Origin of the sequence: Brevundimonas sp. (genome assembly GCF_035626535.1) — a bacterium.
In the GTDB taxonomy this organism is placed as follows: Bacteria; Pseudomonadota; Alphaproteobacteria; order Caulobacterales; family Caulobacteraceae; genus Brevundimonas.
In genome coordinates, this window is the sequence record NZ_DASPNO010000022.1 from 1 (window position 1) to 24,892 (window position 24,892).

Annotated in this window: 29 protein-coding genes; 12 read left to right on the top strand and 17 right to left on the bottom strand. The window is 69.7% G+C overall.

Annotated elements, in window-relative coordinates:
* The first annotated feature begins 405 nt into the window (after nt 1-405).
* Nucleotides 406-852 (top strand): hypothetical protein, encoded by a 447-nt coding sequence (locus tag VEC04_RS02955; protein ID WP_324773687.1) that lies wholly within the window; start codon nt 406-408, stop codon nt 850-852.
* 192 nt (nt 853-1,044) lie between these two features.
* Here the strand turns inward: VEC04_RS02955 and VEC04_RS02960 are convergent, their stop codons facing one another.
* Together VEC04_RS02960 and VEC04_RS02965 are read right to left on the bottom strand one after the other, a co-directional pair.
* A complete protein-coding gene (locus VEC04_RS02960) occupies nt 1,045-1,290 on the bottom strand; it encodes a helix-turn-helix transcriptional regulator (protein ID WP_324773688.1) in 246 nt (81 codons plus the stop codon).
* A complete protein-coding gene (locus VEC04_RS02965) occupies nt 1,290-1,790 on the bottom strand; it encodes a DUF2975 domain-containing protein (RefSeq protein ID WP_324773689.1) in 501 nt (166 codons plus the stop codon). The genes VEC04_RS02960 and VEC04_RS02965 overlap by 1 nt, the downstream gene beginning before the upstream one ends.
* Nucleotides 1,791-1,896: 106 nt before the next feature.
* Between VEC04_RS02965 and VEC04_RS02970 the strand changes: the two genes are divergently transcribed.
* The 4 genes from VEC04_RS02970 to VEC04_RS02985 all read left to right on the top strand — a co-directional run bounded on the left by VEC04_RS02970 (nt 1,897) and on the right by VEC04_RS02985 (nt 4,503).
* A complete protein-coding gene (locus tag VEC04_RS02970; RefSeq protein ID WP_324773691.1) occupies nt 1,897-2,850 on the top strand; it encodes an ABC transporter ATP-binding protein in 954 nt (317 codons plus the stop codon).
* Complete coding sequence (locus VEC04_RS02975; protein WP_324773692.1) at nt 2,850-3,590, top strand: ABC transporter permease; 741 nt, start codon at nt 2,850-2,852, stop codon at nt 3,588-3,590. The genes VEC04_RS02970 and VEC04_RS02975 overlap by 1 nt, the downstream gene beginning before the upstream one ends.
* A 161-nt stretch (nt 3,591-3,751) precedes the next feature.
* Nucleotides 3,752-4,090 carry a VOC family protein gene (locus VEC04_RS02980; protein WP_324773694.1) on the top strand — a complete coding sequence of 113 codons (339 nt, stop codon included), beginning with the start codon at nt 3,752-3,754 and terminating at the stop codon, nt 4,088-4,090.
* Nucleotides 4,075-4,503, top strand: a complete 429-nt coding sequence (locus VEC04_RS02985; RefSeq protein ID WP_324773696.1) for a YkgJ family cysteine cluster protein — start codon at nt 4,075-4,077, stop codon at nt 4,501-4,503. Before VEC04_RS02980 ends, VEC04_RS02985 begins: the two co-directional genes overlap by 16 nt.
* On the opposite strand, the gene VEC04_RS02990 is transcribed toward VEC04_RS02985, so the two are convergent.
* Nucleotides 4,500-4,862: a hypothetical protein gene (locus VEC04_RS02990; RefSeq protein ID WP_324773698.1), complete on the bottom strand. Its 363-nt coding sequence runs from the start codon at nt 4,860-4,862 to the stop codon at nt 4,500-4,502. The genes VEC04_RS02985 and VEC04_RS02990 overlap by 4 nt on opposite strands.
* Nucleotides 4,863-4,914: 52 nt before the next feature.
* Between VEC04_RS02990 and VEC04_RS02995 the strand changes: the two genes are divergently transcribed.
* Entirely contained in the window at nt 4,915-5,364 is a 450-nt protein-coding gene (locus tag VEC04_RS02995) for a hypothetical protein (protein ID WP_324773699.1), read from the top strand.
* 108 nt (nt 5,365-5,472) lie between these two features.
* On the opposite strand, the gene cydB is transcribed toward VEC04_RS02995, so the two are convergent.
* The 6 genes from cydB to VEC04_RS03025 all read right to left on the bottom strand — a co-directional run bounded on the left by cydB (nt 5,473) and on the right by VEC04_RS03025 (nt 12,436).
* On the bottom strand, nt 5,473-6,498 hold the full coding sequence (gene cydB / locus VEC04_RS03000; RefSeq protein WP_324773700.1) for a cytochrome d ubiquinol oxidase subunit II: 1,026 nt from the start codon (nt 6,496-6,498) through the stop codon (nt 5,473-5,475).
* Nucleotides 6,495-7,889 (bottom strand): cytochrome ubiquinol oxidase subunit I, encoded by a 1,395-nt coding sequence (locus tag VEC04_RS03005; RefSeq protein WP_324773702.1) that lies wholly within the window; start codon nt 7,887-7,889, stop codon nt 6,495-6,497. Before VEC04_RS03005 ends, cydB begins: the two co-directional genes overlap by 4 nt.
* 136 nt (nt 7,890-8,025) lie before the next feature.
* Nucleotides 8,026-9,717 (bottom strand): ATP-binding protein, encoded by a 1,692-nt coding sequence (locus VEC04_RS03010; RefSeq protein WP_324773703.1) that lies wholly within the window; start codon nt 9,715-9,717, stop codon nt 8,026-8,028.
* 75 nt (nt 9,718-9,792) lie between these two features.
* Nucleotides 9,793-10,452 (bottom strand): thiamine phosphate synthase, encoded by a 660-nt coding sequence (thiE, locus tag VEC04_RS03015; RefSeq protein WP_324773704.1) that lies wholly within the window; start codon nt 10,450-10,452, stop codon nt 9,793-9,795.
* 31 nt (nt 10,453-10,483) lie between these two features.
* Nucleotides 10,484-11,986, bottom strand: a complete 1,503-nt coding sequence (locus tag VEC04_RS03020; protein ID WP_324773706.1) for a hypothetical protein — start codon at nt 11,984-11,986, stop codon at nt 10,484-10,486.
* A 6-nt stretch (nt 11,987-11,992) separates the two neighbouring features.
* Entirely contained in the window at nt 11,993-12,436 is a 444-nt protein-coding gene (locus VEC04_RS03025; protein WP_324773708.1) for a beta-propeller domain-containing protein, read from the bottom strand.
* 166 nt (nt 12,437-12,602) lie between these two features.
* Here VEC04_RS03025 and VEC04_RS03030 point away from each other — a divergent pair, with 166 nt between their 5' ends.
* From VEC04_RS03030 to VEC04_RS03050, 5 genes are all read left to right on the top strand, one after another.
* Nucleotides 12,603-12,788, top strand: a complete 186-nt coding sequence (locus tag VEC04_RS03030; protein ID WP_324773710.1) for a (2Fe-2S)-binding protein — start codon at nt 12,603-12,605, stop codon at nt 12,786-12,788.
* 158 nt (nt 12,789-12,946) lie between these two features.
* Nucleotides 12,947-13,447 carry a bacterioferritin gene (gene bfr, locus VEC04_RS03035; RefSeq protein WP_324773712.1) on the top strand — a complete coding sequence of 167 codons (501 nt, stop codon included), beginning with the start codon at nt 12,947-12,949 and terminating at the stop codon, nt 13,445-13,447.
* A gap of 46 nt (nt 13,448-13,493) precedes the next feature.
* The gene (locus tag VEC04_RS03040) at nt 13,494-14,036 is read left to right on the top strand and encodes a tryptophan-rich sensory protein (RefSeq protein WP_324773714.1); all 543 of its coding nucleotides are present in this window, start codon (nt 13,494-13,496) and stop codon (nt 14,034-14,036) included.
* Between the two features lie 104 nt (nt 14,037-14,140).
* Nucleotides 14,141-14,707, top strand: coding sequence for an elongation factor P (efp, locus tag VEC04_RS03045; protein ID WP_324773716.1), 567 nt, complete (start codon nt 14,141-14,143; stop codon nt 14,705-14,707).
* A gap of 179 nt (nt 14,708-14,886) precedes the next feature.
* The gene (locus tag VEC04_RS03050; RefSeq protein WP_324773718.1) at nt 14,887-15,690 is read left to right on the top strand and encodes an inositol monophosphatase family protein; all 804 of its coding nucleotides are present in this window, start codon (nt 14,887-14,889) and stop codon (nt 15,688-15,690) included.
* Between the two features lie 182 nt (nt 15,691-15,872).
* Here the strand turns inward: VEC04_RS03050 and glyS are convergent, their stop codons facing one another.
* From glyS to VEC04_RS03065, 3 genes are read right to left on the bottom strand one after another with little or no spacing between them, the layout of a single operon-like run.
* Nucleotides 15,873-17,942, bottom strand: a complete 2,070-nt coding sequence (gene glyS, locus VEC04_RS03055) for a glycine--tRNA ligase subunit beta (protein WP_324773720.1) — start codon at nt 17,940-17,942, stop codon at nt 15,873-15,875.
* A complete protein-coding gene (locus VEC04_RS03060; protein WP_324773721.1) occupies nt 17,942-18,355 on the bottom strand; it encodes a hypothetical protein in 414 nt (137 codons plus the stop codon). Before VEC04_RS03060 ends, glyS begins: the two co-directional genes overlap by 1 nt.
* A complete protein-coding gene (locus VEC04_RS03065) occupies nt 18,352-19,239 on the bottom strand; it encodes a glycine--tRNA ligase subunit alpha (protein ID WP_324773723.1) in 888 nt (295 codons plus the stop codon). Before VEC04_RS03065 ends, VEC04_RS03060 begins: the two co-directional genes overlap by 4 nt.
* A 112-nt stretch (nt 19,240-19,351) precedes the next feature.
* Here VEC04_RS03065 and VEC04_RS03070 point away from each other — a divergent pair, with 112 nt between their 5' ends.
* A complete protein-coding gene (locus VEC04_RS03070; RefSeq protein WP_324773725.1) occupies nt 19,352-20,107 on the top strand; it encodes a polysaccharide deacetylase family protein in 756 nt (251 codons plus the stop codon).
* A gap of 15 nt (nt 20,108-20,122) precedes the next feature.
* Here VEC04_RS03070 and VEC04_RS03075 read toward each other — a convergent pair whose 3' ends face one another.
* From VEC04_RS03075 to VEC04_RS03095, 5 genes are all read right to left on the bottom strand, one after another.
* Nucleotides 20,123-20,284 carry a hypothetical protein gene (locus VEC04_RS03075; protein ID WP_324773726.1) on the bottom strand — a complete coding sequence of 54 codons (162 nt, stop codon included), beginning with the start codon at nt 20,282-20,284 and terminating at the stop codon, nt 20,123-20,125.
* Between the two features lie 51 nt (nt 20,285-20,335).
* Complete coding sequence (locus VEC04_RS03080) at nt 20,336-21,259, bottom strand: hypothetical protein (protein WP_324773728.1); 924 nt, start codon at nt 21,257-21,259, stop codon at nt 20,336-20,338.
* 49 nt (nt 21,260-21,308) lie between these two features.
* Nucleotides 21,309-22,172, bottom strand: coding sequence for a 4-(cytidine 5'-diphospho)-2-C-methyl-D-erythritol kinase (locus tag VEC04_RS03085; protein ID WP_324773730.1), 864 nt, complete (start codon nt 22,170-22,172; stop codon nt 21,309-21,311).
* A 3-nt stretch (nt 22,173-22,175) separates the two neighbouring features.
* A complete protein-coding gene (locus VEC04_RS03090; protein WP_324773731.1) occupies nt 22,176-24,005 on the bottom strand; it encodes a tetratricopeptide repeat protein in 1,830 nt (609 codons plus the stop codon).
* Nucleotides 24,006-24,062: 57 nt separating this feature from the next.
* Nucleotides 24,063-24,892: electron transfer flavoprotein-ubiquinone oxidoreductase (locus tag VEC04_RS03095; RefSeq protein ID WP_324773733.1), on the bottom strand; the 830-nt coding region annotated here is incomplete at its 5' end.

Sequence of the window (24,892 nt, forward strand, 5' to 3'; positions counted from 1 at the left end):
CGGGAATGGCTCCGTAAGTCGCTCTCCGGTCCATCGACGGCTCGGCAACATAAGTTCGATCCGGGAAAGGACTCGTCCCTCGGCGCAGGGGAGCAGCAACGTATTGTCGATGTTCAGTTCATGCGGATTGGTCGGCCAGCCTGAGTCGATAATCAGGAACGGGCGCGTTCGAGAGTGGTGCAGGTGTCCCGAGGGCGTTGGTGGACCGGAAGCTGCGCGGATCGAAGCCATGGCTGACGATACAGCGGTGGCGAAGGTCCGCAACGGGTCGGGAGTGGACGTTCACCCTCCGTTAGCGGGACCCCGCCGCCGTTCCAATGTCGCCAGCAGACCTTCACTCAGTGTCCAGCCGCGCCTCGCGCGGGGGGAGTTCTCAAGGCTGTCAGCCTCGTCTAGTTTCCGGTGATGGGCGGACCCGACGTGCGAATCATTGTCCTGGCTTCGTCGGCATTGATGTTGGCGGCGTGCGACCCCTCCAACGGCCGTGATGCGGAAGGACTCCGCGATCCGGAGATTGCGACGGCACGTCAGATCGAGCCTGATTCCATTGTGACTTTCCCCAAGGGACCAGTGGTGTGCCTCACCGAAGGGGCTCTAAGGGCAGCCTTTATCGACACGCTCGCGGGAAACGAGCCTGAGCTCGGGGCGCGGTTCGAGGGTGACGCCGAGTGCATCACGGTTGATCCGACTTCCCGGTACAAGGTCGTCGGCACAGATCAGCTGGGCCACGAAATGCCTCAGGCCGCCATCCTCAAGGTCGTCGACGAAAGGGCGGCGGCGGAAGCTGAAGAGATGTTTGTGCTCGTCCTCGACAGTAGCTTCGTCAGAGTGGTGGAGCGGCCGGACCGCTGATCCCTGAGAAGCCCCGCGGCCCGTACCAACGATCGCCGTGGCCCCCGCAAGCTCGCGCCCGTGAACGTAGAGCCTGCCGACATCGATGGTCGGCTTTGGCGCTCCTCTGACCACTCGGCAGCGGAGAACTGAGCGTCCGCAATGGATCGGGAGCGGTCTCCGGCGCGTGGCCATTCGCTCGTTTCCTGCAGCTTATGGATCCGCCCCCTCCTCTTCCGCCAGCAGGTCGGCGGGGTCGAAGTCGTAGTCGAGGAGATCCTTCGGCTTGCAGTCGAGGGCGGCGCAGAGCTTGGCGAGGGTGCGGAAGCGGATGCCCTTGACCTTGCCCGAGCGGAACAGGGACAGCTGGGTCTCGCTGAGGCCGACCTCGGCGGCGAGGTCGCGGGCCTTGAGGCCCTTTTTGACGATGAGACGGTCGAGGGTGACGCGGATCGGCATCAGATCATCTCGTCCAGCTCGGCCTGGACCTTGCCCGCCTGCTCCATGACCCCGCCGAGCAGGAACAGGGCCCCGCCGATCATGCCGAGGGTCATGCCCGCGACGTCGAAATAGGCCCAGCCGCCACGGCCGCTCTCGACCAGCCGGATCAGGTTGGTGACGCCGAAGACGCTGAGAAGTCCGCCGAGGCCGAGGGCGATGCCGACCCGGCGCAGGGCGTGCACGAGGGTGGGCTGGATCAGCCGTCCCTTCGAAAGCTGGCCCATGGCCGCGCCGATCGACCAGACGGCGAACAGGTAGAAGGCGGTCGGCAGGGCCCAGACGAACTGGGCCAGCCAGCTGGTGGGGGTTCCGGTGTAGTCGCCGCGGGCCATCAGAATGCCGGGCGCGATCACATGGATCAACGCCAGCAGGGCGCCGACGCTGACCACCATGAACACGGCCAGCCAGCGGAATTGGGCGCAGCGGCGGCGGAAGCGGGCGGTGTCGGTCTGGCTCATGGCGGGGGAATCCGGGCGGGAAAGGCTGTCTGATCTTTAATCTTGACTTAAAGACGCGACGTTTGCAACTTTATGTAAGAGTTAAACGACACGAGAGCGCAGCACCATGCCCGCCGCCATCGAAACCCGCGGTCTGACCCGCTGCTTCAAACGCCATCTGGCCGTCGACTCCGTGTCGATGACGGTGCCGGACCGGGCGGTCTACGGCTTCCTCGGCCGCAACGGCGCGGGCAAGACCACGACGCTGAAGATGCTGCTGGGCCTGATCCGGCCGAGTGAGGGATCGGCCCTGGTGTGCGGCGTCGACATCGGGCGGGACCGGATCGGGGCGGCGCGGAAGGTGGGGGCGCTGCTGGAGGCGCACGGCTTCTACGGCAATCTGTCGGGACGCGAGAACCTGGACCTGACGCGCAGCCTGCTCGGCCTGGCGAAGAGCGAGATCGACCGGGTGCTGGAGGTGGTCGAGATGACCGAACATGCGCGGCGCCGGGTGTCGGACTATTCGCTGGGCATGCGGCAGCGGCTGGGGCTGGCCCGGGCCATGCTCGGGGCGCCGCCGGTGCTGGTGCTGGACGAGCCGACCAACGGGCTGGACCCGGACGGCATCGCCGACATGCGCCGGTTCCTGAGAGCCCTGCCCGAGCGCACAGGGGCGACGGTGCTGCTGTCCAGCCACCTGCTGGGCGAGATCGAGCAGACGGCGACGCATGTGGGCATCCTCAGCCACGGCAAGCTGGTGCTGGAGGGTGAACTGGGGCGGCTGAAGGCCGACCTGGCGCCCGAGATCGCGTTGCAGACCGACGACGCCGTGCGGGCCACGGCCCTGGCCGGGGCGCGCGGGTTCGACGTGCTGCCGACCGACGACGGACTGGTCGCAAGACTCAAGCCGGGCGAGGACGCGCGCACCGCCTCGGCGTCGCTGAACCGGGCCCTGATCGAGGCCGACATCGCCGTGTTCGCGATCGGCGCGCGGTCACGCTCGCTGGAAGGCATCTACCGCGAGGTGTCGCCGCCCGCCCCAACCGCCGCCACCGCCAAACCCCGGCCGGAGTTCGCCTGATGTCCGCCTCCCCCTTTCTCGCGCCGCTGTTCGTCGAGGCGCGCAAGCTGAACCGGTCGCTGGCCGCCCTGCTGGCGGTGGCGGCGCCGTCGCTGATCGCCATCTTCCTCTTCTTCATGGTTCTGCGCGGCAAGGCGCCGATGCCGTGGGGCATGTGGACGATGAACGCGGCTGGCGTGTGGGCCTTCTTCATGCTGCCGATGAGCGTCACGGCGCTGACGGCGCTGGCGGCCCACATGGAGCACGGACCGAAGTCGTGGGATCACCTGCGGGCCCTGCCCCTGCCCCGCTGGCGGCTGTATGCGGCCAAGGTGGTCTGCGTGCTGGCCGTGGTCGCAGTGATGAGCGCGGCGGTGCTGGCGATGACCTGGGGCGCGGTGACGCTGGCCGCGGCGATCAAGCCCCGGCTGACGCCGACCGGGCCGTTCGAGCTGGCGCTCTACGCCGGGCTGTTCGGCAGGATCTATCTCGCCGCGGTGCTGATGATCGCTATCCAGCTGTGGGTCGCCCTGCGCTACGCCAGCTTCGTGCCGGCGCTGGCGGTGGGGATCGGCGGGACCTTCTTCTCGGTGGTGGCGACGTCAGCGAAACAGGGCGTCTTCTTCCCGTGGCAGATGCCGGTGAACATGCTGGCCACCGAGGCGTGGCGGGTGCAGACGGCGCTGGGGCTGGGGCTCGGCCTGGGGATGGTGGTGATCGTCGGGGCCCTCGCGCACCTGAGCCGGCGCGAGGTGCTGTGAGGTCGGGCGGTCCTCGCGCAGCAGACGGGCGAGGGCAGCGCTCCCGGTCATCTGCACGATCATCGCCGACTCCATAAACTGCGAACGGTTCGCAGGTTGCGTGGGCCCGGCGGTCATGGCAAGCCCGAAAGGTCGGCGGCGACCCGGATGGAGCATCACCCATGCGTGAAGACGGAAAGCTGGACTACATCGAACTGTCGGGCGGCGACCTGCCCGCCAGCAAGGCCTTTTACAGCCAGGCCTTTGGTTGGAAATTCATCGACTACGGACCGGAGTACGCGGCCTTCGACGAGGGGCTGGAGGGCGGGTTCGACGCCCAGTCCGACTGCGTGAAGGCGCCCCTGCCCGTGCTGTTCGCGCGCGATCTCGAGGCCATGCAGGCCAGGGTCGAGGCGGCGGGCGGGACGATCGTCAAACCGATCTTCGCCTTCCCCGGCGGGCGGCGCTTCCATTTCCGCGACCCGGCGGGCAACGAGCTGGCGGTGTGGTCGGAGAGCTGAACCCTCCGGCGAAGAGCTGCGGCGCCTGCGGCCTGTGCCGCAAGCTGATGGGGGTGACGGCGCTGGACAAGCCGGCGGGCAGGTGGCGCCGGCATTTCTCGAGGGCGGGCGGCTGCGCGGTCTATGAGACCCGGCCGGACGACTGCGGGGTGTTCAACTGCCTGTGGCTGCTGACCGACGCGCTTGGGCCCGAGCGGAAGCCGACGGCTGCGGGCTTCGTGCTGCACAGCGAACAGGGCGCGGCGCGGCTGATCGTCGAGTCCGATCCGGCGCGGCCGCATGACTGGCGGCGCGAGCCCTACCAGTCGACGCTGCGGCGCTGGGCGGCTGCTCCGGGCATGGAGGTGCTCGTCTTCGCGGGCCGGCGCGGGGTGCGGCCGGGCGCGGTCGATGCGGACGTGAGGCGAGGCTAGCGGACGTCCACCGACTGGGCGATCCGCTCGGCGAGGGTGCGGTCGGCGCCTTCAAGGCTCATGGTCCAGACGTGGATTTCGCGCGGCGTGGCGCCCTCGCGCTGGAACAGGTGCTCGCGGGCGTGGCGAACGCCGTCCTCGGACGAGACCACGGAGGCGCGGCCGCCGGCTTCCAGCACCTCGCCGCTGTAGATCGGAAACTGCGACGCGGGGCCAGCGTAGACCATGGCGAACGAGCGCTCGCCGCGGCGGATGGTGTAGATTCTGAAGTCCGGGCCGGGGCGGCCGGTGACGATCTCGAACCCGGCCGGAAGCTCGACCGTGAACGGCAGGGCGGCGCGGGCGGCGGCGTCGAGCACGGTGACGGCGGGAGCGGACGGCGGGGGCGGAGGCTCGACGGGCGCTGGGGCCGTGGCGGCCGAAGCGGGCGTCACGGGAGCAGGCGCCGGAGCCGGGCGCGTCGGGGCGGGCGTGGGGCGGACCGGAGCGGGGGCCGGCGTCGAGGCCGCGGGCGGAGCCGTCACGGGCCGCGACGGAGGCGGCGTGGATGCGGGGGCGGCCGCGGGCCTTGCAGCGGGCGGCGGCGGCGTGGCCGCCGGACGGGTCGTGGCTGGAGGCGCGGCGGCGGGCGTGGCGGCAGACGGGGTCGGCGCGGGGGCCGCAACCGGCTCAGGCGGCGGGGCGAGGTATTCGGCCGGGCGCGGCGGACCGCTGTTGAGGCTGCTGGTGATGTCGGAGCCGGGCGGCGTCTGGGGCGCCGTCTGGGGCGCGGCGAACAACAGGGCGGCGGCGGAGGCTGCGATGATCATGGTGCGGACTGTCGCGCCTCAGCCCATGAACGGCAAGGCCCTGAGCGCATAGGCCACCGCGGCGGTGACGGCGGAGGCGGCGACGGCGAGGCCCGCGAACCAGGCCAGCCGCTTCCACAGCGGGCCGGAGGCTTCGTCGGGGTCCGGGGGTGGTTCGATCCTAATGATAGCCGGCCTCCGGCGTGACCTTGCCGCGGAACACCCAGTAGACCCAGGCGGTGTAGGCGAGGATCAGCGGCAGGATGAAGGCGGCGCCGAACAGCATCAGGGCCAGCGCGTTGTCGGGCGCGGCGGCCTCGCGGAAGTCGACCGCATAGGGGGCGACATAGGGGAAGAAGCCCGTGGCCAGCCCGGCATAGCCCGACAGGAAGACCAGCACGGCGCCGACGAACGGCCAGACGTGCGACCGGCGCGCGACGCCGAGCGCCACGGTGGCCAGACCGGCGACCCCGGCCAGCGGGACGACGCTGAGCGGCAGAAATTGCGCGGGATCGAATCCGGCGCCGGTCCAGCCCCAGCGCCCGGCGACCTGGGGATGCACCACCAGGGTCGACAGGCTGACCCCGAGCAGGAACAGCGCGGTCAGCACCCCGGCGAACAGGGCCCAGCGGCGGGCGTCGCCGTGCAGGGCGTCGGTGGTCTTCCACATCAGCCACGCCGCGCCGAGCAGGGCGTATCCGCAGACCAGCCCGACCGCAACGAGCAGGGTGTAGGGGGTGAACCAGTCGAACGTCCCGCCGGCGAAGCGGTTGTCCGCCACCTCGACCCCCTGGATGAAGCCGCCGAGGATCAGGCCTTGGGCGAAGGCGGCGAGGATCGAGCCGAAGCCGAACATGGCGGTCCAGAACGGCCGGCCGCGGCGCTGGCCGCGAAAGCGGAACTCGAACGCCACGCCGCGCATGATCAGCCCCGCCAGCATCATCACCACGGGCAGGTAGAAGGCCGGCATCAGGATCGAATAGGCCAGCGGAAAGGCCGCCAGCAGCCCTCCCCCGCCGAGCACCAGCCAGGTCTCGTTGCCGTCCCACACGGGCGCGACGGTGTTCATCATCACGTCCCGGTCCTCGCGCGAGTGCGAGAACGGAAACAGGATGCCGACGCCGAGATCGAAGCCGTCGAGGAGCACATAGAGCAGCACCGCGACGGCGATCAGCCCGGCCCAGATGAGGGGAAGATCGAGGCTCATTTCGGACCTCCCGGCGCTTCGTTCGGGGCGGCGGCGAGCGGCGTCCCGGGCGCGCGCTGGCCTTCTGGCGACGGCTCGACCCGGCCGGCGCCCGGTCCTTCTTCGAGCAGGCGCAGGATGTAGATGGCGCCGGCGACGAAAACCACGGCGTAGACGGTGATGTAGATCAGCAGGGAGGTGGCGACCGAGCCGGTCGTCACCGGCGAGACGGCGTCGGCGGTACGCAACACGCCGTAGACGACCCACGGCTGGCGGCCGACCTCGGTGACGATCCAGCCGGCGATGACGGCGACGAAGCCGGCCGGTCCCATTGCCACGGCGAACTTCAGGAACAGGCGGTTGTCGGTGAGCTTCCTGCGCCACGCCAGCCACGCGCCCCACAGGCCGAGACCGATCATCAGCAGGCCGAGCCCGACCATGACACGGAAGGCGAAGAAGACGAGGAAGACGGGGGGCTGGTCCTCGCGCGCCACCGTGTCGAGACCCTGCACGACCTCGTCCGGCGGTGCGACGATGATCCCTGCGCCGGGGATCGCGACCTCGAAATGGTTCGACTGGGTCGCACGGTCGGGGATGGCGAACAGCACCAGCGGATGGTTGGCCTTGCTCTCCCAGTAGGACTCGATGGCGGCCAGCTTCATCGGCTGGTGCTCCTTCGCCACCTCTCCCGACCAGTGGCCGGCCAGCAATTGCAGGGGCGCGACCACGGCCAGCAGACCGACCGCCATGGTCAGGCCGATGCGGCTTTCCGGCTGCTCGCGATCGCGCAGCAACTGCCAGGCCGAGGCGGCGCCGACCACCAGGGCCGTGGTCAGGAAGGCGGCCATCAGCATGTGCACGAGGCGCGAAGGGAAGCTGGGATTGAAGATCACCTCGACGAAACTGGTCGCCACGAAACGGCCGTCGGGCAGGATTTCGAAGCCCTGCGGCGTCTGCATCCAGCTGTTGGCCGACAGGATCCAGAAGGCCGAGATGGTGGTGCCGACGGCGACCAGAACGGTGGCCAGGAAGTGCAGGCGCGGCCCGACCTTCTTCCAGCCGAACAGCATGACGCCGAGGAAGGAGGCCTCAAGGAAGAAGGCGGTGAGCACCTCGTAGGCCATCAGCGGGCCGATGACGCCGCCGGTCAGCCGGATGAACTCGCTCCAGTTGGTGCCCAGCTGGTAGCTGAGCACGATGCCGGAGACGACGCCCATGCCGAAGCTGATGGCGAAGACCTTCACCCAGAACAGGTAGAGGGTCTTGAAGACCTCGCGTTTCGTCGCCAGCCACAGGCCCTCAAGCACGGCGAGGAATGCGGCCAGACCGATGGTGAAGGCCGGAAACAGGATATGAAAGGCGATGGTGAAGGCGAACTGCAGTCGCGACAGCAGCAGCGCATCGAATTCCACGGCAGACCCCTGTGACTAGCCCTGATCGCGACAGGGGCTACATCCGTGGCAGCGCTTCGTCGATGCGCCTTCCGTCGCGCGACGGAACGCCGCAAACAGCCAAAAGGGTCCGTCGGACCGGCGCGGCGACGGCTTGTCAGGCGGCGGGGAGCTCGACCCAGAAGGCGGCGCCTTCGCCGGGGGTGGAGACCACTCCGATCGTGCCGCCCTGCAGCTCGACCAGACGCTTGGCCAGCGCCAGACCGATGCCGTGGCCTTCCACCGTCGAGCGTTCAAGACCGAGGCGGTTGAAGGGTTCGAACAGCTGGGCCTGTTTCTCGACCGACAGGCCGGGACCGCGGTCTATCACCTCGATGCGGACGCCGTCGTAGATCCTGCTCGCGCGGAAGACGACCAGCCCGCCGGAGCCGCCGTATTTGACGGCGTTGGAGGCCAGGTTGGCGATGACCTGGGTCAGGCGCTGGGAGTCCGCCAGGGCGATCAGGCCGTCGCCCTCGCTGACCACGTGCAGGCGAATGCCGGCGGCCTCGGGGCGGAGGGCGGTGGAACGGCGCACATCCTCGAGCACGCCGGGAACGTCGGTGGGGCGCAGCTCGACCTTGACGGCGCCGGACTCGGCGCGGGCCACGTCGAGCAGGTCGTGGGCGAGCGCCTCGACCTGACGGGCGGTCTTGACCAGCATCTCGGCCATCTCGGCCTGGGTCGGGGTGATCGCCCCGAGCTGTCCGGTCTTCCAGAGCTCGCCGATGCCGATGACGCCGCCGACCGGGCTCTTGATCTCGTGGGCGACGTTGGCCAGCAGGCGCGACTTGGCCTCGGACGCCTGCTCGGCGCGGACCTGACCGGCCTTGGCGCGGTCCGACAGGCGGTCGCGCTCTTCCAGCAGCGAGGCGACGAGCAGGATCGGCAGGCAGCCGAGAAGCACCATCAGTTGCGCCAGCAGGGCCTGGTCCGCGAGATCAGGCCCGGCATGGACGAAGGGCCCGCGTCCGACCATGGCCCCGCCGACGGCGGTGATGGCGACGATCACGAGGGCCGTCGAGACGCCGAGCACGCGGAACCGGGCCGCGAACAGGATCAGCACCGGAATGACGACGAACCCGATCTGCACCTCGGACAGGAAGAACACGCCCACGCAGACGGCGACCAGCAGGGCGAGAAGCACGGCCGCCTCGGTGGCGCGGACCGGGTGGCGCAGCGCGACCAGGTGACGCCTGGTCAGGGACAGTCCGAAGGAACCGATCACGGCGATGCTGAGGGCATGGCCGAACCACCAGGTCTGGAAGCCCTCGAACGGATCGGCGCCGTTGATCAGATACAGGGCGCCGGCGGTCAGGGCCGCGGCTGGAAGTGGCGCGACCACGGCGGCCGCGAGAAGGAATCGACACGCGCCGTCGACGGTCGCCAGATTGAGCGTCGGCGCGAACCGGCGCGCCAGCAGCACGGCCGTGGTGATCTCGACCATATTGGTGACGGTGAACAGGACGGTCAGGCCGTAGGTGTTGCCCGCCAGCAGCTCTCCGGCGGCGATGCCGGTGGCCAGCAGCCCGCCGAAGCAAAGATCGTACAGCGGACCGCGGGCGTTCCGCAGCCAGACCGCAGTGGCCAGCCCGCCGGCGCCCCAGAGGGCGGCGACGAGACCGGCGGTGCGTGCGAACTGGATGGCCAGCACGACCAGGACCAGCACGGCCACGGCGGTGAAGATCGGGGCCAGCGGCTCACGGAAGAAGGCCATGGCGCTGTTGACGGCGACCGGAAGTTCAGCGCGCGGCTTCGCGGCGGCCCCGGAGGCGGTAACCGGTTCGGACGGGTCGAGCGCGCGGCTCATGAGCATCTGGGTTCCGGGGAAGCGGCCTTGTCTTGCGGTTTCCTTAGCCCGCCGCTTCCTAATATCCCCTGAAGGTCAGGCGCTTTCGGCGAGGACCTGATTGAACTCCCGCACCGCCGCGGCGGGGCCCTCGGGATGGCTCCAGACGGCGGAGCAGACGGCCACGAAATCCGCTCCCGCCCGGGCCAGACCGCCGGCGTTGGCGGGGGTGACGCCGCCGATGGCGACGCAGGGCGTCTCGATCGTCTCCTGCCAGATGGTCAGTATCTCCGGATCGGGACGGTGGCTGGTTTCCTTGGTGCCGGTCGGGAAGAAGGCTCCGAAGGCGACGTAGTCGGCCCCGGCCTCGGCGGCGTCCATGGCCAGCTCGCGGCTGTCGTGACAGGTGACGCCGATCATCGCGTCCGGCCCCATGAGACGCCGGGCCTCGGCCAGGGAGGCGTCGCCCTGGCCGATATGGACGCCGTCGCAGCCGGTCCGTTTCGCCAGATCCGGCCGGTCGTTGAGCAGGACGGCCACGTCCCGGGCGCGGGCGACCGGGGCGAGCGCCTCGACGGCCGCCACGATCGCCGCATCGTCGGCCGGCTTGAGGCGGATCTGCAGCGCGGCCACGTCCCCGGCGCCGAGAGCGGCCTCCAGCGTGCGGGCGAAGGCGGCGAGGTCCGCGATCTCCGGCGGGGTGATCAGGTACAGCCGGCAGGGCGGGCGCGGCGGGACGACGGGTTCTCTGGCCATGCCCGGGAAGTGCGGCGGAAGAGCCGCCGGGTCAATAATCCAGATAATAGGGGCGTGGCCCCGGCGGCGTCGGCGGGGTCATGTCGATGCGGCGAAGCTCTCGCATCCGGCCGGCCCTCTCCCGCCCCTCGACGACCTCGTAGCCCAGCAGGGCGAAGATGCGGCCGCCGAGGAAGATCGGGCGGGCGTCGCCGTACCAGTCGACGCAGGAGGCGACGCAGCCGTCGTCGACCCGTTCCGCAACCAGCCCCGCGTCGAGCGAGCCGAGCTCGCGCAGCCGGCCGGCGGGGTCGCGGCGCAGATAGGTGATCGTCTCCAGCGAGCCGCGCATGCCGATCGGACGACCGGGCGGCAGGGGGCGGGTGACGGGCAGGCCGAGCACACCCTGGGCGCCGTCGGGGCTGGACGGGTCGGGCCGGTAGTAGAAGGCGTGGCTGCGGCTTTCCGTCTCCTCCGAACCGATCATGACGAACTGGTCGGAAAGGGTCGGACGCGGCGTCTGCAGCTCGATGGTGGTGAAGAAGACGTCCTCGTCGCCGGAAACCGCCAGAGCGTCGGGACCCATCTGCTCGATCCGGCCGATCCGCCCGGGGATGGTGAAGCGCACGACCGGCCCGCCGTCGAGTGGCGCCACTGTGAGCCGTCCCTCCTCATAGGGCGTGGCCTCGTCGTCGTGCGACCGCTCGTAGTGGATCGCCGACGAGTAGATCAGGTGCCTGCCGACGAAGCGGTTCTGGGCGCCCCATGAACCCTCAAGCGCCGGGAGGATGCGGTAGTCCTCTTCCTCGAGCGGATCCTCGCCGTCGCCGAACCGCTCGAACGGCAGGCGCAGCAAGGCCGCCTCACCCCGCGCGCCTTCGCCCCCCCACATGCCCTCACCGTCGCCGTCCGACACGACCATGACGTTGATCAGGCCGTCGTCGGCGTCCTCGCGGAAGGAAAACTGGTCGATGGGGACGCCGCGGGTCGCCGCGGCCTGGGGTGCGCCGCCGTCGAGCGGGATGCGGTAGAGCCAGGCTTCGGGCTCCGTGCCCCTGGGCAGGTTCCAGCGGCTCTCGGACATCCAGACGTAGACCGCCGTGGGCGCCACGTAGAAATTCCGCGAGTCCGGTCCGAGGATGCCGGTGGCGCGGCAGGTCAGCTCCGGGGCCGAGAGGTCGCAGCGGATCACCGTATGGATGGTCCAGATGTGCGAAGGAACGTCGAAACCGGGCGCGCGGTAGACCTCCTCGGCCCGAAGCAGGCGCATGCCCCCGGGCTCATCGTCGTCGCCGGAACGCCAGCGGCTCAGCCTCGGCGTCATCTCCAGCGGATCGGCGGAGGGGCCGGTCGCGACCGGAGTGTAGACGACCAGTTCCTCGCCGACGAGGCGGGAGGCGTAGTTGCGCGAGGAGTAGTAGTCGCTGGACCGCAGGTGGTGGCTGTCCTCAAAGGTCAGGCGCCCGGCGGCGTCCATCAGGAAGCGATTGATCTCGGTGCCGCCGCGCCCGTAGCTGTAGCCGATGACGATGACCCGGTCGCTGGAGACCAGCATCTCGTCCTACCAGTCGTGCCTCGCGTCGACGCCGGTCGGGTAGGCCTCGATGGTGTCTACGAGGCGCAGACGCCCGCCGGCGGTGGTGACGGTGAACAGGCGGCCGCGGCGAAGGATGACGAGGGTGTCGCCCCGGGCCTTGACCACGTCGCCCTCGTCGACGCCGACCTCCTGGTTGTTGGTGATGCTCGGCGCAGCGGCGCGGGCGCCGGTGACGACGATCTCCTGAACCTCGGACTGGTCGTCGAACGCGGCCGGCTCGACCTTGGGACAAAGGGCGGGATCGTCGTCGCAGTCGGGGCCCTCGGCGGCTGCGACGATCTCCTGCAGGGCCTGTTCGGAACCGACCGGCTGCAGCGTCGCCGGCTCCTGGGCGAGCGCCCCTGCCGGACAGGCCAGCGTCAGCAGGACCAGCCCGTCCCGGATGAGCCTTGCGACGCGGTACCCCATGCCTGCCTCCCAACCCCTGCGGGCATGTGACCAGAGTTCCCCGGGACCGACAACAGTCGAAACCTGACGCACCACGCCACTGCGATTGCGGCGTGCGAACGACTTGCATTCGCCGCATTTGGGCTGCTATAGCGAACCATTCGCAATCTCTCGCGGGTTCGCACCCTTGTACGTCTGCAACTGCAACGGCCTTTGCCAGCGTGACGTCGCCCGAGCCATCGAGGCGGGCGCGACGCGTCCGAAGGACGTGTTCGACCGTCACCAGTGCCGTCCGCAGTGCGCCCGCTGCGTCTGCGAGATGCGCGAGATGATCGACCAGACGCGCCAGTCGTTCGCTCTCGCCGCCGAATAGGCCGACCGATCTCCCTTGGGGAGATTCATTCGCATTTTCAATGTTGTGAGAAGTGTTCGCAGGTGAACACAAGGCCTGTTTCCGTGTTAATTACGGCGGACAGGCGCGGGTGATTCAGACCGTCAGACGACGGGCGCACCGCGGACGAAAGAACGACGATGAAGGGCGACCCCGCAATCATCCGCACGCTCAACGCGGTGCTGACCAACGAGCTGACGGCGGTCAACCAGTATTTCCTGCACGCGCGGATGTTCGAAAGCTGGGGCCTGAAACACCTCGGCCAGATCATCTACGACGAGTCGATCGGCGAGATGAAACACGCCGACAAGCTGATCAAGCGGGTGCTGTTCCTCGACGGCCTGCCCAATCTGCAGGACCTGCACAAGCTGAAGATCGGCGAGAGCGCCGTCGAATGCCTGGGCGCCGACCTGTCGCTGGAGCTGGGCGGGCGCGACACCCTGCTCGCCGGCATCGCCCAGTGCGAGGCGGCCTCGGACTTCATCAGCCGCCAGATCCTGACCGAAATCCTCGCGGACACCGAGGAGCACATCGACTTCCTCGAGGCCCAGCACAAGCTGATCGAACAGCTGGGCGAGCAGAACTACCTGCAGTCGGCGATGACCGAGATCGCGCCGGACAGGAGCGCGACGGGGAACTAGCCCCCTCCCCCGTCCATTCCGCTCCCGACTGAGAGGGAGCCCGGCCATGAGCATCGATAACGCCCTGGACGACGCGCGCGAGGCGGCGACGGACTTCCTCAACGCCGAGGGGCGGCACCCGGGCCATGTGGCGCTGGGGATTGCGCTGACCGTCGGGTTCGCGCTGGCGGCGACGGTGTTCGCCAGCCGGACCGTGCGCGCCCGGCCGCGTCAACTGGCCGAGGGCGACGCGCCGATCACCGAACGGCCGCGCGGGCCTCTGAGCCTGATCCTGCCGGCGGTGTTCTCGGTCACCACCCTGTCGGCGGTGCGGGTGTGGAACGCCCCGGCCAGCCGGGAGCGGGGCGTGGCCATGACCCTGTGGGCGGCGGCGCAGGCGCTGAACGCCGTCTGGATCGCCATGCGGCCGGCCGGACGGGCGCTGCAGATCGGGGCGGCGATGTCGTCGGCGGGACTGGCCGCGGCCTTCGCCCACGAGGCGCGCAAGATCGACGCCCGCGCCGGCAAGCTGGCCGCCCCGGTGGGCCGAAGCACCCACATGGCCAACCTGGTGCAGAAGAAGGCCGAGGGCCGGCCGACGGTGCACTGAGGGCCCCCTCCGCCTCCGCCCGCCTTGCCGGAAGACGCGGCTTCCTCTAGGGAGCCCCGTCGCGCGCGCCGTCAGGGCTGCGCCCCAACCCTTCCGAGACACCGATGAAGATCAACGGCAACACCATCAAGCCCGGCATGGTCCTGCAAGTGAACGGCGGCCTGTGGGTCGTCACCAAGGCCAGCCACGTCAAGCCGGGCAAGGGCGGCGCCTTCGCCAACGTCGAGGCCAAGAACCTCGAGACCGGCAACAAGCTGAACGAGCGTTTCCGGTCCGAGGACAAGGTCGAGCGCGTCACGCTGGAACAGAAGGACTACAGCTACCTCTACGACGGCGGCGACACCCTGGTGTTCATGAACGACGAGAACTACGAGCAGATCGAACTGCAGAAGGACTGGGTCGGCGACGAGCGCATCCCCTACCTGCAGGAAGGCATGAAGGTGGTCATCGAGAGCCACGAGGACCGTCCGATCGGCCTGTCGCTGCCGGATCAGGTGACGCTGGAAGTGGTCGAGACCGAGCCGACGGTGAAGGGCCAGACCGCCTCGTCGTCCTACAAGCCGGCCATCGCCAACAACGGCGTCCGCATCATGATCCCGCCCTATATGGGCGTCGGCGAGAAGATCGTCGTCGACACCACCACCGGCGAATACGTCCGCCGCGCGGACTGATCCCGACCCGCCGTCATCCCCGGGCTTGTCCCGGGGACCCATCGTTGAGCTTGGTCGTACCGTTCAGGTTCGGGCATCGTGCGTCAGGCCTTCGGGTCGTGCGTTCTGACAGATGGGTCCTCGGGACAAGCCCGGGGATGACGGATTATCGTTAGGCTGCTTCGACAGGTACCCGACCCATGGCCCTCGCCTCCGCCCTGCTGCAAGTGATGATGGACGCGGTCCGCAAGACCGCCCGGCCGATGCTGCGCGACTTCGGCGAGGTGTCGAACCTGCAGATGTCGAGGAAGGGCCCGGGCGACTTCGTCACGGCCGCCGATATCAAGGCCGAGGACACCCTCTACGAACTGCTGATGAAGGCGCGGCCGGGCTACGGCTTCCTCGGCGAGGAGCGGGGGCTGATCGAGGGCACCGACAAGTCGCACCTGTGGATCGTCGACCCGATCGACGGCACCACCAACTTCATGCACGCCATGCCGCATTTCGCCATCACGGTGGGTCTGCAGCGGACCGCCCCGGACGGCCATTCCGAGATCGTCGCGGGGGTGACCTACAACCCGGTGATGAACGAGCTGTTCTGGGCGGAGAAGGGCAAGGGCTGCTACCTCAACGACCAGCGCATCCGGGTGGCGGGGCGGCGCGACCTGAGTGAAAGTCTGGTCGCCACGGGGCTGCCGTTCATCGGCAAGACGGGCCATGCGCAGGCGATCAAGGACATCCACGCGGTAGGCCAGCGGGTGGCGGGCATCCGCCGGCTGGGTTCGGCGGCGCTGGACTTCGCCTGGGTCGCGGCGGGGCGGTACGACGCCTATTACGAACGCAATCTGCAGCCGTGGGACGTGGCCGCGGGGATCCTGTTCGTCACCGAGGCGGGCGGCATCGTCACGACCATCGACGAGGATGGCGATCCGATGACCGGCGGGCAGATCCTGGCGGCGAACCCGGAACTGCATCCGCAGCTGCGCAAGGTGCTGAAAGGCTGACCACCTCTCCATCGGCGAAGGCCGATGGAGGGGACAGATCGGCGCGCCAGCGACGATCAGGAGGGGGCGGCGCCGGTCGATGGCGATTGGCGCGGTGCTCCCTTGCCGCCTGCGCCGCCCCCTCCTGACCGCTGACGCGGTCTGTCCTCCCCATTCGCCTTCGCTCATGGGGAGGTGAACGGTCAGCCAGCGATCATCCCGAAGTCGGCCACCCGGCCCATCACCGCGCGGACCTGGCCGAGCAGCTTCAGGCGGTTGTCGCGTTCGGCGGCGACGTCGGAGTTGACCATCACGGCGGTGAAGAAGGCGTCGACCGGGGCGCGCAGGGCGGCGAGCGCCGTCATGGCGGCGGCGAAGTCCTCGGCCTGCAGGGCGGCGTCGACGGCGGTCGCGGCGGCGGCGGCGGCGGCGATCAGGGCGGTCTCCTCGGCCGGGGCGCCGGTCAGGGCGACGGGCTCTCCGGACGGCAGCGGTCCCTTCTTCTCCTCGGCCCTGAGGATGTTCGTGGCGCGTTTGTAGCCAGCCAGCAGATTGGCCCCGTCGTCGGTGGCGAGGAAGGCGTCGAGCGCCTCGACCCGCCGCACGATGCGGACGAGGTCGTCGTCGCCGAGCGCGAAGACGGCGTCGACGAGATCGTGGCGCTTGCCCTGGTCGCGGAGAAGGACCTTCAGGCGGTCGGCGAAGAAGTCCGCGAACTCCCCCTCCACCGACAGCTTGTCGACGTGCCGCTGAACCTTGCCGCCACGCTCAATCATTGTGATCGCCGGGCCGAAAGCGTCTCCGCGGAGGCGAAGGCGCACCCCCTTCTCCAGCACCAGCCGGATCACGCCCAGAGCGGCGCGGCGCAGGGCGAACGGGTCCTTCGAGCCGGTGGGCTTTTCGTCGATGGCGAAGAAGCCGACGAGGGTGTCGAGCTTGTCGGCGAGCGCGACGGCGACAGTCAACGGCGCGGTCGGGACGGTGTCGGCGGGGCCCTGCGGCTTGTAGTGGTCGCGGACGGCGTCGGCGATGGCGTCGGGCTGGCCGAAGGCGCGGGCGTAGTAGCCGCCCATGACGCCCTGCAGTTCGGGAAACTCCCCGACCATGCCCGAAGCGAGGTCGGCCTTGGCGAGGCGGGCGGCCAGCTCGGCCTGATCCGGGTCCGCGCCGACCAGCGGAGCGACCTCGCGGGCCAACGCCGCGATGCGCTCGACGCGTTCGGCGAGCGTGCCCAGTTTGGCGTGGAAGGTGACGCCCTTCAGCTTGTCGTTCCAGGCGTCGAACCCGGTCTTCAGGTCCTCGTCCCAGAAGAAGCGGGCGTCGTTCAGGCGGGCGGAGAGGACGCGGCTGTTGCCGGCGGCCAGAGCCTTGCCGCCGTCGGTGGCCTCGACGTTGGCGACGACGACGAAGTGGGGGGCGAGGGCGCCGCTGGCCGGGTCGCGCACGGCGAAATACTTCTGGTGCGTCTTCATCGACAGCTGCACCACCTCGGGCGGCAGGTCGAGGAACTGCGGGTCCATGTCGCCGAGGATGGGCGTGGGCCATTCGGCGAGGCCGGCGACCTCGTCGAGCAGGCCGTCGTCATCGACGAGGGCGAGGCCGCGGTCGTGGCACACCTTCTGCGCCGCCTCGAGGATGCGCAGCTTGCGGTCGGCGACGTCGAGCAGGACGCGCTCGCGCTCCAGCTTGTGGCGGTAGTCGGTGAAATCCTTCACCGCGAACGGCTGGCCGGAGCCGAGGAAGCGGTGGCCTTCCGTCGTGTCGCCGCTGGCGACGCCGTCAATCTCGAACGGGACCACATGGCCGTCGAACAGGGCGACGATCCGCTTCAGCGGTCGGACCCAGCGCAAGGCGCCGGAGCCCCAGCGCATCGACTTGAGCCACGGGAAGTTGCGCACGATCTGGTCGACCATCCCGGGGATCAGGGCCGCCGTAGACTGGCCCTTCTGACTGATGACGGCGAACAGGACGCCGTCGCGCTCGACCAGCTGGCCGCGGGGCAGGCCGGTCTTGCGCAGGAAACCTTCCAGCGCCTGTTCGGGGGCCGAGGCCTTCGGCCCTTTGAGCTCTTCCTCGCGGTCGGGCGTGGCGGCGGGCAGGCCCTCGACGACGAGGGTCAGGCGGCGCGGGCCGGCGAAGGTGGTCAGGGCGTCCCAGGTCAGGCCGGCGGCCTTGAGACGGTCGGCGGCCATGCGCTCGAGGTCGCGGGCGGCGCCCTGCTGCATGCGCGCGGGGATTTCTTCCGAGAACAGTTCGAGGAGAAGCTGGGGCATCAGGCGGTCCGGCGCTCGATCGCGAGCATCAGGTTGGGAGGCGAGTCGTCGCGGGCGGCGAAGTTGACGAACAGGGTCAGGGGCGCGGAGGAGAACGCCGCCGACTGGAAGGCGAGGAACAGGTCCCGCTCGAAGTAGAGGTGGGCGGTGATGCCGTGCTCGTTCTCGCTGACGTAGCCGCTGTTGCCCTCCGGCGAGTGGTCGATCATGCCGAAGCGGACATGGACCGGCGTCGGCTCGGACCGCCCCTCCATCTGAATCTCGATCGGCTCGATCGTCGTCCACTCCGGGCTGGTCGCCCCCATCTCCATGGGCATCCGCAGTTGGTCGTTGGCGAAGACCAGGCAGCCGGCGAGGACCGGCCTGGGCTCGGACCGGCGATCCTTCAGCGAAACGACGCGATCATCGCTCACGCCCGCGCCCTTTCCTGCTCGACCCATTCGGTGGCGCAGGCCTTACAGAGGTCCCGGATGCGGCCGATGTAGCTCTGGCGTTCGGCGACGGCGATGGCGCCGCGGGCGTCCATCAGGTTGAACAGGTGCGAGGCCTTCAGCACCTGGTCGTAGGCGGGAAGGACCAGCGCCTGCCCCTGCGGACCCTTCATGGCGAGGAGGCGCGAGACCTCGGCGACCATGTCCTCGAAGCGGCGCTTGAGGCCATCGACGTCGTAGCCGTGGAAATTGGCCTCGGACTGCTGGCGCTCGTTCTCGAGGAAGACCTCGCGGTAGGTGAGGCCCTCTTTGGTGAACTTCAGGTCGTAGACGTTGTCGACGCCCTGGACGTACATGGCCAGACGCTCCAGCCCATAGGTCAGCTCGCCCGAGACGACGTCGACCTCGATGCCGCCGACGCCCTGGAAGTAGGTGAACTGGGTCACCTCCATGCCGTCGCACCAGACCTCCCAGCCGAGCCCCCAGGCGCCGACCGTCGGGTTCTCCCAGTCGTCCTCGACGAAGCGGATGTCGTGCAGCTTCGGATCGATCCCGATCGCCGCCAGCGACCCCAGATACAGCGCCTGCAGGTCCTCCGGGTTCGGTTTCAAAATCACTTGGTATTGGTAGTAGTGTTGTAATCTATTGGGATTCTCGCCGTAACGCCCGTCTCCGGGGCGGCGGCTGGGCTGGACATAGGCGGCCTTCCACGGGCGCGGGCCAAGCGCGCGCAGCACAGTCGCCGGGTGCAGGGTGCCGGCGCCGACCTCGATGTCGTAGGGCTGGAGGATCGCGCAGCCCTGATCGCCCCAGTATTTGTGAAGCGTCAGGATCAGGTCCTGGAAGGCGAGCGGTTCGGTGGTCACGGTCGGCTGTTTCGTCCCGGGAAGAAGGCGGCGGACCCTAGGGCCGAGGCTCCGCAGTTTCAACCGAAGTGAGGCTTTCGAGGAATCCGTGAAAACGTTCCTTAAGCGCCCGATGGGTACAGATCTGACCATGAAGCAGATCGACCAGATGCGTCGGCGGGCCGCGCGGTATCTCGACGTGGACATGGTCGAGATCGCGCCGGCGCGGGGCGTGTTCTCGCTGAGCTTCGACGATTTTCCGGTGACCGCCTGGACCGAGGCGGGGCCGATCCTGGCGGAGCATGGGGTCAAGGCCACCTACTACGTTTGCGGCGGCCTGTGCGGCGGCGTGAACATGGACCGCGACCAGTACCGGGTGGAGCACCTGCAGGCGCTGCACGCGGCCGGGCACGAGGTCGGGTGCCATACCTTCGGTCACACGAGCGCGCTGCGGATGGACCGTGAGGCGCTGCGGCTGAGCCTCGACGCCAACGCCGCCTGGGTGGCGGAGCGTCTGGGCGGCCATCGGATGACGACCTTCGCCTGGCCCTTCGGGGACGCGACGGTCGGGGCCAAGGCGATGGTGCGGGCGCGGTTCGATCTGGCGCGGGGGGTGCGCGACGGCGTGAATGCCGGGCGCGAGGACCGGGCGCTGATCCGGTCGATCGGGCTGGAGAGCCGTCGGCTGCCCGGTTACGACATCGAAGGGCTGATGGCGGAGGCGGCGGAGCGCCTCGGCTGGCTGACCGCCTATGGGCACGATGTGAGCGACCGGCCGACGGACTATGGCTGCACCCCGGACGACCTGGACCGGGTGTTGCGGCTGGCGAAGGCGGCGGGGCTGGAGGTGCTGCCGATAGGCCAGGCGTGGGAGCAGATTCGCGCCTGAACCCGCGGCTGTCGGCTATTCCGCCTGGGGCGCCGGAGCCAGCGTCTGGGGAGCCGTCATCTTGTCGCAGCAGTCGTCCTTGCAGCAGCAGTCCGACAGGGATTTGGCGGCGGCCGCGCCGGCGACCAGAAGCACGACAGCGCCGGCGGCGATGGCGAATTTCGAGCGGACGTTCATGGGGTTCTCCCTACGGTACGGACGGGAAGCTAGCAGAGGGAACAGCCGCTGTCAGGCCGCTTCCGCAATCGCTTCGGCCTTGCGCGCATCGGCCCACCGGATCAGCGCGGCTCGCGGCCAGGCGACGATCCACGAACGGGCGGTGTATTCGCCGCTCTCGATCAGGGCGGCGCGGGTGGGAGACGATGTGGCCGCGCGCTGGGTGTGGATCTCGCCGGGGCCCTGATGAACCATGAAGGCGCCGTGCTTCAGGGGGTTGAGACGGAGATAGGCGAGGCGCGGGCTGATCTGCTCCAGCGGCGGGTCGTAGAACCAGGACGAGCCGAGCATGCCGGCCATCTCGGGGCGACGCTTGAGTATCTCGGCGGCCGTGGCCCAGGCGCGGTCCCAGCCGGCTTCGTTGAAGTCGCCGAGTTCGCGGCTCTCGGTGTGCACCTCCAGCCACGGCTTCCAGGCCTGGGCGGCGGCATAGGCGGGGATGACGGACCAGCCCCAGCCCTCGCGGGCGTGGCGCAGCACCTGACCCGGGCCCATGGGCGAGGACAGGTCGATCATCTGGGTGCGGGCGCCAGGGACGCTGAGAACCAGCGACATGCGCACGTCCTTGGCCCAGAAATCGCGGTCGTAGGGGTCGGCCGCGGCGATCAGGAAGTCGGCGAGGCGGCCGATCCATTCCGGATAGAGCTCCATCACCGCGGGCGGCAGGTCGGCGGCGGGAACCCGGGCCGGCATCTCCAGCGCCCAGATGGCGACGAGGGCGCGGCGGTGATCGTCGCTCAGGGCCTCTCCGAACGCGGCCCGCAGGGCCTCCTCGGCGCGATGGGCGGGCTGGTCGAAGTCCCAGTGCGGGGCGGAGGCGGCGGCCGCCTCGGCGGCGGCGTCCTTGAGCCCGTGAAGGCGGGCCCGATCGTCGGGCGTGACCCGCGCCAGCACGGCCTCGAAGGCGGCGATTTGAGCAGGGGTCAGCGTGTCCATGCCACGACCCTACACAACACCGGTTGGCCGACCGTTAAAGGCGGCAAGGTCAGCCGAGGCTCGTCGCCGCGATCCACCAGCCGGGGTGATCCCCGGTCAGACGGGCCGCCGCGTCGGCGGCTTCGGCGGGGGTTTCGAACAGGGCGAAGACGGTGGCGCCCGAGCCGGACATGCGGATCAGACGGGCGCCCGGAGCGGACCGGGCGGCGGTCAGCGCGTCACCGATGGCGGGGGCGCGGGGGACGGCGGCGGCCTGCAGGTCGTTCCTCTGCCCGGCGAGCCAGTGGATCACGGTGGCGACGTCCCATGCGGACGGCGGCGGGGGACGGTCGGCGGCGGCCGGGGTACCGGCGTCGTACGCGCGGTAGACCTCGCCCGTCGGCGAGGCGACGCCCGGGTTGATGAGCATGGCGGGGAGCGGCGGCAGGCGTGGCTCGGGCGTCAACCGCTCTCCCCTGCCCTCGGCCCAGGCGGTGCGGGCGTGCAGGCACATGGGGCCGTCAGCGCCGACGACCGCCGCGATTTCAGCCAGGGCGTCGTCATCGAGGGAGAGGTCGAGAGCGTCGCGGGCCAGTTTGAGCGCGGCGCCCGCGTCGGACGAGCCGCCGCCGAGGCCGGCGGCAATCGGCAGGCGCTTGTCGAGAGTCACAGCCAGCGGCGGCTCGCCGAGACCGACGGCCTCCCCGAGGGCGTGGAGGGCGCGGAGGATGAGATTGTCGCCTCCTTCCAGCCCGGCCGCGAACGGGCCCTCGACGGTCAGGGACAGGCGGTCGGCCGGCTGGACCGTCACCCGGTCGCCAATGCCGGCGAAGGCGACGAGGCTGGCCAGCGGGTGGTAGCCGGCGGCGTCGACCGGGCCGACGTGGAGGAACAGGTTGACCTTGGCCGGGGCAAGGGCCGCGCGCTCAGCCATGCCTCAGGGCTGGCTGCCGGTGGTCGGCGGGCCCGGCAGGCCACGGAGCAGCTTCTGCTCGACCTCGGCGCGGCGTTCGGGTTCGGGCTCGAGGGTCAGCACGCGATTCCATTGCCAGCCGGCCTCGCGGAAGCGGCCGACCTGCCAGTAGGCGTCGCCGAGGTGGTCGTTGATCTCGGCGTTGGCGGGCTGTTTGGCCACCGCCTGCTCGAGGGTTTCGACAGCCGCCTCGTACTGGCCGCGCCGGTATTGGGCCCAGCCAAGCGAATCCTGGACGTTGGCGTTGCGTGGATCGGCAGCGAAGGCGCGGGCGATCATCTCGGCCCCCTGGTCGACGCGGCGGCCGCTGTCGACCCAGAGATAGCCGAGGTGGTTCAGGATCACCGGGTTGTCGGGGGCCATCTGCAGGGCGGTCCAGAGTTCGGCCTCGGCCTCCTCGATCCGGCCGAGCCGCTCCAGGGTACGGCCGCGATCGAAGCGGACATCGACGGACTGACCGGCCGTGTTCACGGTCGGGCGGTTGAGCACCGCCAGAGCCTCCTCAAAACGCCCGAGATTGAAATACTGGCCGGCCAGCATCTGCGACACGATCACCTGGTCCGGCGCTGCGGCGTCGGCGCGGAGGTAGGCCTCGAGAGCCTCGTCGTGGCGTTCCTGCTCGGCGAGGCTGACACCGAGGCCGAGTTGGGCGCTGGCGTAGACGATCGGATTGGAGCGTCCGACCCGCGCGAAGGCGTCCCGCGCCGCGGCGTCGTATTGGGCTTCGTCGAGGCTTTCGGCGAGACGCAGGGTGAGACTGTCGTCCGGGTGCAGGGCCGAGGCGAAATGCAGGTAGATGGCCGACAGCTCGTGGATGTCGACCTGACTGGTCTCCATGGCGGCGAAGGCGAGGGCGTCGGAGGCGATCTGCGACAGGTCCGGCGCGGCGGGCGGCCGTCCTCCGTTGCGCATGCGCCGCCCGGCGACGAGCGCGCGCGGGTCCGGGGAGTCGCCGGCCAGCGCCGCCGCGTAGACGGCCAATGCCTCGTCGCGACGACCCTGCCGCTCCAGGAAGGCGCCGTAGTGGACGCGGAACACGCGCGCGCCGTCGGGGGCTGCCAGCAGCGCCCGGTATTCGGCCTCGGCCTCGGCGAAGCGGCGGCGGCTTTCCAGAAGCTGAGCCCGTTGATCGCGCAGGACGAGGCCGGCGGTCTCGCTGGTCGGAACCTCGACCGGGCGAAGGGCCGTGTCCCAGTCGCCGCCGGCCGCGGCGACCGCGGGGAGCAGGTAGGTGGTCACCGGACCGTAGGGATCCGGGAAGGGCTCGCCGCGCAGCAGTGTCAGGGCGGTCGCGCCATCGCCGTCCCGCAGCGTCTGGACCACGCTGGCGAGACGTCCGGCCCCGGCGAACAGCGGGGTGTCGGAGACGAAGGGCGTCAGCCGCACCACGGCGTCGATGTCGCCGGAGAACAGGCTGGCCAGAAAGGCCTCGCCGCCCAGCCGCGGCTGCTCTGGCGTCAGGGACTGGCTGCGGGCCAGCAGGTCCGCGCCGGTGTCCTGCTCGCCCCGCAGGCTGGCGACCCGGCCGGACAGGTAGAGACCGTAGGCGGACTCTCCTTCGGCGGTGAAGGGCGCGGGCGCCCAGATGGCCGGGATCGGCGGCGTGGCCGGTTCGACCGGAACGGTGACGGGTCCTTCGTCGGGCTCGACGACGATCGCCGGCGCGCGATCGGGCGCGGGGTCGGCCGACAGCGGCGGAGGCTCTGTGGCCGGCGCGTCCTGCGCCGCGGCGGGCGAGGTCAGGGCCAGCAGGGCGCAGCCGGAGAGGAGCAGGCGAAGAGAGGTCAGGCGCATGAGCCGGAGCCTCACCGGATTATGCGGCCCCGGCAAGGCCCTTCGCTTACGGCTGTGTCACATATTCGGGTAGTTGGGCCCGCCGCCGCCCTCGGGTGTCGTCCAGACGATGTTCTGCGACGGATCCTTGATGTCGCAGGTTTTGCAGTGGACGCAGTTCTGGGCGTTGATGACGAAGCGCGGGTCGGTCTTCGCCGCCTCGTCGCCGTAAACGACTTCGTAGACGCCGGCCGGGCAGTAGAGGCGAGCCGGCTCGCCGTATTCCGGCAGGTTGACGCGGATCGGAACGGACGGGTCGAGCAGCTTCAGATGGGCCGGCTGCTCCTCGGCGTGATTGGTGTTGGAGATGAACACGGAGGACAGCTTGTCGAACGACAGTTTCCCGTCCGGCTTGGGATAGGCGATCGGCTTGTGCTTCGACGCGGGCTCGGTCGAGGCGGCGTCGGTCTTCCTGTGCTTGAGAGTGCCGAACAGGGAGAAACCGCCGAACAGGGTCTGGAACCACATGTCGAACAGGCCGAGCGCGCCCCCCAGCGAGGTGCCGAAGCGGGTCAGTAGCGGCTTGGCGTTCCGGACGCGCTTCAGTTCCTGATAGACCCAGCTGTCCTCGTAGGCGGCCTGGTATTCGACGAGCTGGTCCCCCGCCCGCCCGGCCATGACGGCGTCATAGGCGCAATCGGCGGCGAGCATGCCGGTCTTCATGGCGTTGTGGCTGCCCTTGATGCGCGGCACGTTGACGAAGCCGGCCGAGCAGCCGACCAGCACGCCGCCGGGAAAAGTCAGCTTCGGGATCGACTGGATGCCGCCCTCGTTGATCGCCCGCGCGCCATAGCTGACGCGCTTGCCGCCTTCGAGGAACGGCCGGATCTCGGGATGGGTCTTCCAGC